The following is an 8,038-nucleotide window of genomic DNA, read 5'->3' on the forward strand; positions in this document are numbered from 1 at the left end:
CCATCATCGCGGTGGCGCGGTCCAGGTCGCGCCACGAATAGCTCAGATCGTTGTCAGTTTCCACCGCCACAGCGTCGAGGTCAGCCGGAAATGAAGCAAGCAGCGCGGCAAAAAGATTATTGTTTTTCATCGCCAGGAATAAGAAAAAGAAGAGACAAGCATGGGGCCGTCACGAGCCCATCATCGACGCTCAAAAATGCAGCGCCCACGCCCGCACAAAAATACATTTGCTATGAAATAAATAGCTGCCGGCGCAGGTATTACCTGGGCTGCAGCCCCGAAACACCCCACTTGAGCCTCGGGCGCCTCAGCAAACGCGACAAACGGCCGCGGGCCTGCGCCGACCGCAATCAGCGCCGCCGCGCCGCCTGCACCGCTCATTCGAGCTTGGCGCCCGACGCCTTCACCACCGCGGCCCAGCGCTTGATTTCCGCGCTGACGAAGCTGCCGAACTGTGGCGGCGTGAGCGTGCCGAATTCGGCGCCGTTGCTGGCCCAGATGGCCTTGAGTTCATCCGAAGCGCCGGCCTTGCGCAGCTCTTCGACGATGCGTGCCTGCACATCGGCGGGCGTGCCCTTGGGCGCCCACATGCCGTACCAGGTGGTCACGGTGTAGTCGGGCAAACCGACCTCGGCGGCGCAGGGCACGTCCGGAAAAGCCGGATTGCGCTTGCCGCCCGACACCATCAGCGCCTTGACGCGGCCGCCCTTGATGTGGGCGGCGGACGAACCGAGGCCGTCAAACATCATGTCGACCTGGCCGCCCACGAGGTCGCGCAGCGAAGGGCCGGCGCCGGTGTAGGGAATGTGGGTGATGAAGGTCTGGGTCTGCTGCTTGAACAGCTCGCCCGCCAGATGGTGCGAAGTACCGGCACCGGCCGAGCCATAGTTGTATTTGCCGGGCGCCTTGCGCACCGCCTCGATAAAGCCCTTGAAGTCGGCATAAGGCATGTTCTTCGGGTTGACCACCAGCACCTGCGGCACGTTGGCCAGCAGCACCAGCGGCACAAAGTCCTTCTGGATGTCGTAGTCCAGCCGCGGGTACATGGCCGGTGCAATCGAATGGTGCACCGCGCCCATGAACAGGGTGTAGCCGTCGGGCGCGGCCTTGGCCGCGATGCTGGCGCCCAGCGTGCCGCCGGCGCCGCCGCGGTTTTCAATGATGAGCGACTTGCCGGTGTTTTTTGCAAACTGGCCCGACAGCGGCCGGGCAAATGCGTCGGTGCCGCCGCCCGCGGGGAACGGCACGATCACCGTCACCGGCTTGGCGGGCCAGGCCGACTGGGCCTGGCTGCTGCCGAGCGAATACGCCGCCGCGCCGGCCACGCCCGCCCGCAGTACGTCGCGCCGCGTGCTCATTGCGGAAAACTTGAAAGTCATTGTTGTCTCCTGTCGTTGTGAAATCGAAAATTATCAAAAAAACCGGCGTTCAAAAATACAAAGCCTCGATCGCGCCCGACACCGGGATTTTTCCCTGTGCCATCAGGACCCGGTGCTTGTCCAGGCGCTTGAGGTCATAAAGGTAATTGACCATCAGGCCGTAGGACTGGCGCAGGCCCTTAGGCGACGGGTCGCCAGCCCAGTCCAGCCGCTCGATGCGCGCGCCGTTGCCCAGGTGAAAGCGCGCCACCGGGTCAACCGGCTTGCCCAGGCCCTGCCCTTTTTCATCGCCTTCGAGCGACCGGCCCAGGTAGTGCGCGGCGCACTGCAGCAGCAGGCGGCGCAGCGGCGACTTCTCGGGCAGCGCCAGTGCGTCGTCGGCGGCGCGCAGAAATTGCACCGCCGAGAGCGGCTCAATCCCCAGCGCGCGGCCCAGCGCGGCGCGCTCCTTGTCATCGAGCTTTTCCAGCATGGCGGCCGCGTTCTTGCCCAGCCAGCTTCGAAAGCCCGGAATCGGCGACAGCGTGGCAAAGATCTTGAGCCTGGGAAATTCCTCCTTCAGCGTCTCGACCACATGCTTGATCAGCGAGTCGCCAAAACTCACGCCACGCAGGCCGGACTGGGTGTTGCTGATCGAGTAAAAAATCGCGGTGGTCGCCTTCGCCAGGTCCGACGGCGCGGCCATTTCATCGAGCAGCGGCATGATGTGGCTGACCATTTCGTCCACCAGTGCCACCTCGACAAAAATCAGCGGCACGCTGGGCAGGCGCGGGTGAAAAAAGCCGTAGCAGCGGCGGTCGCTGTCGAGCCGGTTCTTGACGTCGGCCCAGCTCTTGATGTCATGCACCGCTTCGTACTTGATCAGCTTTTCAATCAGCGACGCAGGTGAATCCCAGCTGATGCGGTGCAGTTCCAGAAAGCCCACGTCAAACCAGGTCGAGAACATGTACTCCATCTCGACATCGAGCGCATGCAGGCGCTTGTCGGCTTTCAGGTAGGGCAGCATCTCGGCCCGCAGGTCGACCAGAAAGCGGATGCCTTCGGGGAAGGCGCTGAAGCGCTGCAGCAGACGCCGGCGCGGCGACACCGTGGCGCGCCGCAGGCGCACCTCGGCCACCGCCTCGTCGGGCGTGCCCACCGCCGCAACAAACTGCGCCTGCGCCAGTTTGGCTTTTTCGGCATCGGCCACAAACTGCTCGCTCATCAGCAGCCACATGTCGCGCCGCTCGTCCAGCGTGGCGCCCGCGTACCAGCCGGCCACGCCGCGGGCGCGCCGGCCGCCTTCGACCTCGCTGACCTGGGTGTCGACAATCGCCCGCAGCTCCTGCAGCGTGCGGCGCAGCACGCGCGGCGACAGGGCCTCTTCCTTTTGCCGCAGCGTGGCCTTGAGCCGCTCGCGCGTCGAACGGCCAGCCGGCGGGGCCTCGGGCGGGTTGGCAGTTGCTATTTTTTTAGGAGCTGTCTGCGCGCTATCGACCTGGGCTGCAGCCGTTTTTGAGGGTTTTTTATCGGTCGCGGGGAGCGCCACCCGGCGGCCGAACCAGTCCGCGGCGCTCATGGGGCAAGCGCCGCGCCATGCACTGCGCCAGTCGCCTTGGGAACGGCCCGGCGGCTCATGAGGCCACCCGTGAATGCTGCTGCCGGGCCAGGCTTTTCAGGGCTTCGCGCTGGCGCGTCAAGTGGGTGCGCATGGCGGCTTCGGCGCCTTCGCTGTCGCGGCTTTTCAGCGCGGCAAACACCGTCATGTGCTCCGACAGGCTTTGCGCCAGCCGGCCCGGCGCCTGCAGCGACTGCAGGCGGGCCAGCTTCAAGATCTTGCGCAGGTCGGCGATCACCTGCGCCAGCCAGCGGTTGTCGGCCAGCAAGATAATCGCCTCGTGAATCGCCAGGTTGGCGGCGTAGTAGTCGGTGACACGGCCCGCCTGCGCATGGCTGGCGAGACGTTCGTGCAGCGTGGTCAGCGCCGCCAGGTCGGCATCGCTGGCATGGCGCGCCGCCTCATAGGCGCAACGCCCTTCCAGCAGCGCGATCACCGGGAATATATCGTCCAGGTCCTGCTCGGTCACCTCATTGACGAAGCAGCCGCGCCGCGGCTCGTGGCGCAGCAGCCCTTCGGCCGTCAGCACCTTGAGCGCCTCGCGCAGCGGCGTGCGCGAGATTTCCAGCCGCTCGCACAGGGTCAGCTCGTCCAGAAAGCTGCCCGGCGCCAGCTGGCCCGCAAAAATCTGCTCGCGCAGGGTGTCGGCAACCTGCTGATGCAGGGAACTGGGAACAAGACGCATGGCGAAACTTCCTCCGGCTTGACTGATGGATTGGCAGGCGTGGCGGCGGTCCACTCCCTGCGGCAGACTTGTCATCGCCGCCCTCGCCGCATCGGCCAGCGCGGTAATTTCAAGTAATTACGCGTAATTATGAAGAGGGAGGCTTTCAAAATCAAGCCACCGTGCGCCCCACATCACAGGTAAAAACCCGTAGCGGGTCGCCGTGCTCCGGCTGCCGCACGGGCTGTCTGGCGCTTCATCCAGAATCCGTCGCCGTCTGCAGGATACTATCAAATAGATAGCTGCCAGCACGCTATTTACCAGGGCTCAAGCCCGTTTTGATGCCCAAACCCAGAGCCAGACACCGGCCGCGATCATCGGCACACAGAGCCATTGGCCCATGCTCATGCCCAGCGCCAGAATGCCGAGGAAGTCATCCGGCTCGCGGAAAAACTCGGCGATGAAGCGGAACAGGCCGTAACCGACCAGGAAGGCGCCCGAGACCTGGCCCGTCTTGCGCGGCTGGCGCGCATACAGCCACAGCAGCACAAACAGCAGCAACCCTTCGAGCAGGAACTGGTAGACCTGCGACGGATGGCGCGGCAGCGAAGAGCCACTGCCCGGAAACACCATGCCCCAGGGCAGATCCGGCGCGCTGAAACGGCCCCACAGCTCGCCATTGATGAAGTTGCCGACCCGCCCCGCCGCCAGCCCGGTGGGCACGCAGGGCGCAATGAAGTCCATCACCTGCAGCCAGGGCCGCTGGCGGCTGCGCGCAAACCAGAGCTGCGAGGCCAGCACGCCCAGCATGCCGCCATGAAAGCTCATGCCGCCCTGCCACACCGCCAGAATCTCCAGCGGATGCGTCAGGTAGTAGCCCGGTTTGTAAAACAGGCAGTAGCCCAGGCGCCCGCCAATCACCACGCCCATGACGCCCAGAAACAGGATGTCCTCAATGTCCTTGCGCGACCAGGCGCCCGGGCCGGTGATGGAGGCATACGGTTCGTGCCGCAGGCGCCGGGTGGCCAGAAAAAAGAACAGGCCGAAGGCGGCCAGGTAAGTCAGGCCATACCAGTGGATGGCCAGCGGGCCGAGTTGCAGGGCAACGGGATTGATTTGAGGGTGAATCAGCATGGCTTGCTATTGTGCCCGCACGCCGAAAGCCCTTTTCAGGCGCCGCTGGCGGGCGACGCCAGCAGCGTCTTCAACTCGCCGCTGTCGATCAGCGTCTGCAAATTGCCCGCGCCGCCGACCAGCGTGCCCTTGACGAAGACCATCGGAAAAGTCGGCCAGCCGGTCCACATCTTGAGCGCATTGCGCTCGCGCCAGGTGTTCAGGTAGTTGCCGTATTCGAGATAGCGGTAAGCCTGCCCGGCATCGTCCAGCGCCCTGCGCGCGCGCCGGGGAAAAGGGTTCATGCCCATTCCCACCACGACCACGTCGTTGTCCCTGATCGCCGACATCACCTCTTGCACGATGGCCTGCTGATGGCCCGCAATCTTGCTGCGGATGGCAGGGTGAATTTGGGCTTCGTCAAGAAGATGGCGTGGCATGGAGGGCTCCGGCAGGTCAGAAGAAGCCGAGACGGTAACACAGCAGCGGCTGCACACCCGGGCGGCCGTGGCGGCGCTGGCGCCTCGTCATTTACAGACAAATCAATTTCCAGCCCAACAAATACATGCGTTAGCAGCTACGTTTTTAATAGCAACCCAGCTCAGTTGACGCGCAGCTGCCGCAAGATCCGGCCCAGCACACTGTTCACGATCTCCGTGATCGGGTCGTCCCGGCGCTGCTCGGGCGGCGGTGGGGGCCGCGGCCGCGGAATGTCGAATTCAGCGTTCGGGTCGAGCCAGCGGTTGCGAAATGCCTGCTGAAAAACCTCGCCTACCATGGGCAGCGCGGCTCTAGCGCCCTGGCCCCAGGCGCCCATCGTCACGCTGTTGTCGTTAAAGCCGACCCTGGCCCCGGCCACCAGCTGCGGGTTCATCATGATGAACCAGCCGTCGGTGTTGTCCTGCGTGGTGCCGGTCTTGCCGGCCACGTCGGCCTGGATGCCGTAGCGGCTGCGAATCGCCGTGCCCGTGCCCTCGTCAATCACGCCGCGCATGGCGTTCACCAGGGTCAGCGCGTGCGCACGCGGCATGGCCGGCTCACTCTCCCTGACGGGCTCGAACTGTTCCAGCAGCTGGCCGTTGCGGTCTTCCACGCTCAGCACCAGCACCGGCTGCCGGTAGCTGCCGCCATTGGCAATGCTGCCGTAGGCGGTCACCATCTCGAGCAGCGTGACCGGGCTGGTGCCCAGCGCCAGCGAGGGCACCAGGTCCAGCTTGCTCTGCCGCACGCCCAGGGCCTGCGCCAGCGCCCCTACCCTGGCCGGCCCTACTTTCTGCATCAGCTGGGCCGTGATGGTGTTTTTTGAATAGGCCAGCCCGTCGCGCAGCGTGGTCGGCTGGTAGGTCGGCGGCGTGGCGTCGCTGGGCGTCCAGACCTCGCCGCCCTGCTGCGAGATGGCCACGGGCTGGTCGATCAAGGTGTAGGACGGGCCGAAGCCCTGCATGAAGGCCGCGCCATAGACAAAGGGCTTGAAGGTCGAGCCCGGCTGGCGCCGCGCCTGGCTCACATGGTCAAACTGCTCCTGCGCAAAGTCGCGGCTGCCGACCCAGGCCCGCACCCCGCCGCTGCGCGGATCCAGCGCCAGAAAACCGACCTGCAACACGGCCCGCTCCTGGCCGGCCTTGCGCCGCCCGTCGGCCAACTTTTGCAGTTGCGCCATCTGCCGCGCCACCGCCTGGTTCGCCGCCTTCTGGATCTTGGCGTCCAGCGTGGTACGCACCCTGAGGCCGTCGGTATGAATGTCGTAACCCTTGCGGTCGGCCCAGGCGATCAGCCATTTGCGCAGATGCTGGGCCACGTGCGGCGCCGGTCCCAGCGGCTCGGTCTGGCGCTCAAAGTCCAGCTTCAATGGGCGTTTGGTCAGCGCCTCCAGGCGCGCCGGGTCGAGCTTGCCGTGTTTGGCCATCTGCGCCAGCACCAGGTTGCGGCGCTGCAGCGCGCGCTCGGGGTTCTGCACCGGGTTGTAGTAGCTGGTGCCCTTGAGCATGCCAATCAGCGTGGCGCTCTCCAGCACATCCAGCTGGTCGGCCGACTTGTCGAAATAGGTGCGCGCGGCCATTTCGATGCCGAAGGCGTTGTACAAAAAGGGCACGGTGTTGAGGTAGGTCTCCAGGATCTCGCGCTTGGAATACACCGCCTCGATCTTCAGCGCCGTGATCGCCTCCTTGACCTTGCGCGTGATGCTGGTGGCGCGGCCAATTTCCTCGGGATAAAGATTGCGCGCCAGCTGCTGCGTGATGGTCGAGCCGCCCTGCAGATTGCCCGACAGGGTGCTGAGCACCGCCCCCGCCGTGCGCCTAAAGTCGATGCCGTGGTGATCGTAAAAGCGGTGGTCTTCGGTGGCGATCAAGGCGTTGACCACACTGGGCGCAATCTGGTCCAGCGTCACCCACTGGCGGTTAATGCGTTTGTACTCGGCCAGCACCGTGCCGTCTGAGGCCAGCAGCACCGACGGCGTTTCGGACTTGGCCTTGCGCAAGTCGCCAATGCCGGGCGTGAACGGCATCAGCGCCAGCACGTACAGCAGCATCAGCGCCGGCAGCACCAGGGCCGCCCGCACGGGGTGCCGTTTGATCACGCCCAATAGCCGGCGAAACTGCCCGCTGGCAAAACTGGCTGCGCGTTGCAGGGTCGGGTGCATGGCCGCAGTGTACGGCGCCAGAACGCCAGCGCCCAGGCCAGGGGCAAGGGCTGCATGAAACTGACCGAGGGGCGCCCCCTCTACACCATCCATCGGCAGCGCGGCAAGCGCCTGGCGTTACGCATCACGACCTGGCGTTGACGTTGATCAAGGCATTGACTTGCCGGCGGCGCATGATGGGGCCCTGACCTCAGGAGCCCGCCATGACCGACACCGATGCCGCCAGCCTTCCCGCCCCGCGCAAGCTATGGCTGCGCGCCCTGCTCATGCTGCTGTTGTGCGCCGCCTTTCATCTGGCGGCTTGGGTGCTGATTGCCGTGGCCGTGCTGCAGCTGGGCTTTGCCATCTTCACCGCAGGGGCCAACCTGCGCCTGCGGACCTTTGGCCACAGCGTGGGCCGCTACCTGGCACAGATCGCCGCGTTCGTGAGCTTTGACACCGAAACGCCGCCTTTTCCCTTCAGCGACTGGCCGCCCGCGGGCTGACCGACAGGCCATGGCGCGGCGCTGTCAGCTTCGGCTCCCAGCCGGGTCAGCTGCAGGGGAAACCGGTATATCGTGTCATTGAGGTAGCGGGCCACGTCGTCAATGTCGGCGTCGCTCCAGCCCAGGTTGGCAACGCCCTGCCAGCGCCGCACCTGCGCC

Annotated in this window: 7 protein-coding genes; 1 reads left to right on the forward strand and 6 read right to left on the reverse strand. The window is 65.3% G+C overall.

Annotated elements, in window-relative coordinates; all coding sequences use genetic code 11:
• Positions 1 to 377 precede the first annotated feature (377 nt).
• From RMO23_RS10185 to RMO23_RS10210, 6 genes are all read right to left on the reverse strand, one after another.
• Entirely contained in the window at positions 378 to 1,379 is a 1,002-nt protein-coding gene (locus RMO23_RS10185) for a tripartite tricarboxylate transporter substrate binding protein (RefSeq protein WP_309681087.1), read from the reverse strand.
• A gap of 49 nt (positions 1,380 to 1,428) precedes the next feature.
• Positions 1,429 to 2,937 (reverse strand): malonyl-CoA decarboxylase, encoded by a 1,509-nt coding sequence (locus RMO23_RS10190; RefSeq protein ID WP_309681089.1) that lies wholly within the window; start codon positions 2,935 to 2,937, stop codon positions 1,429 to 1,431.
• A 55-nt stretch (positions 2,938 to 2,992) separates the two neighbouring features.
• A complete protein-coding gene (locus tag RMO23_RS10195; RefSeq protein WP_309681091.1) occupies positions 2,993 to 3,661 on the reverse strand; it encodes a GntR family transcriptional regulator in 669 nt (222 codons plus the stop codon).
• A gap of 306 nt (positions 3,662 to 3,967) precedes the next feature.
• Positions 3,968 to 4,774: a prolipoprotein diacylglyceryl transferase gene (gene lgt, locus RMO23_RS10200; protein ID WP_309681093.1), complete on the reverse strand. Its 807-nt coding sequence runs from the start codon at positions 4,772 to 4,774 to the stop codon at positions 3,968 to 3,970.
• Between the two features lie 35 nt (positions 4,775 to 4,809).
• Positions 4,810 to 5,193 (reverse strand): glutaredoxin domain-containing protein, encoded by a 384-nt coding sequence (locus RMO23_RS10205; protein WP_309681095.1) that lies wholly within the window; start codon positions 5,191 to 5,193, stop codon positions 4,810 to 4,812.
• A 161-nt stretch (positions 5,194 to 5,354) separates the two neighbouring features.
• Positions 5,355 to 7,394, reverse strand: coding sequence for a transglycosylase domain-containing protein (locus tag RMO23_RS10210; protein WP_309681097.1), 2,040 nt, complete (start codon positions 7,392 to 7,394; stop codon positions 5,355 to 5,357).
• Between the two features lie 203 nt (positions 7,395 to 7,597).
• Here RMO23_RS10210 and RMO23_RS10215 point away from each other — a divergent pair, with 203 nt between their 5' ends.
• Positions 7,598 to 7,879, forward strand: a complete 282-nt coding sequence (locus tag RMO23_RS10215) for a DUF4389 domain-containing protein (RefSeq protein ID WP_309681099.1) — start codon at positions 7,598 to 7,600, stop codon at positions 7,877 to 7,879.
• Positions 7,880 to 8,038 lie beyond the last annotated feature (159 nt).

The organism is Polaromonas sp. (assembly GCF_031411155.1).
In the GTDB taxonomy this organism is placed as follows: domain Bacteria; phylum Pseudomonadota; class Gammaproteobacteria; order Burkholderiales; family Burkholderiaceae_C; genus Polaromonas.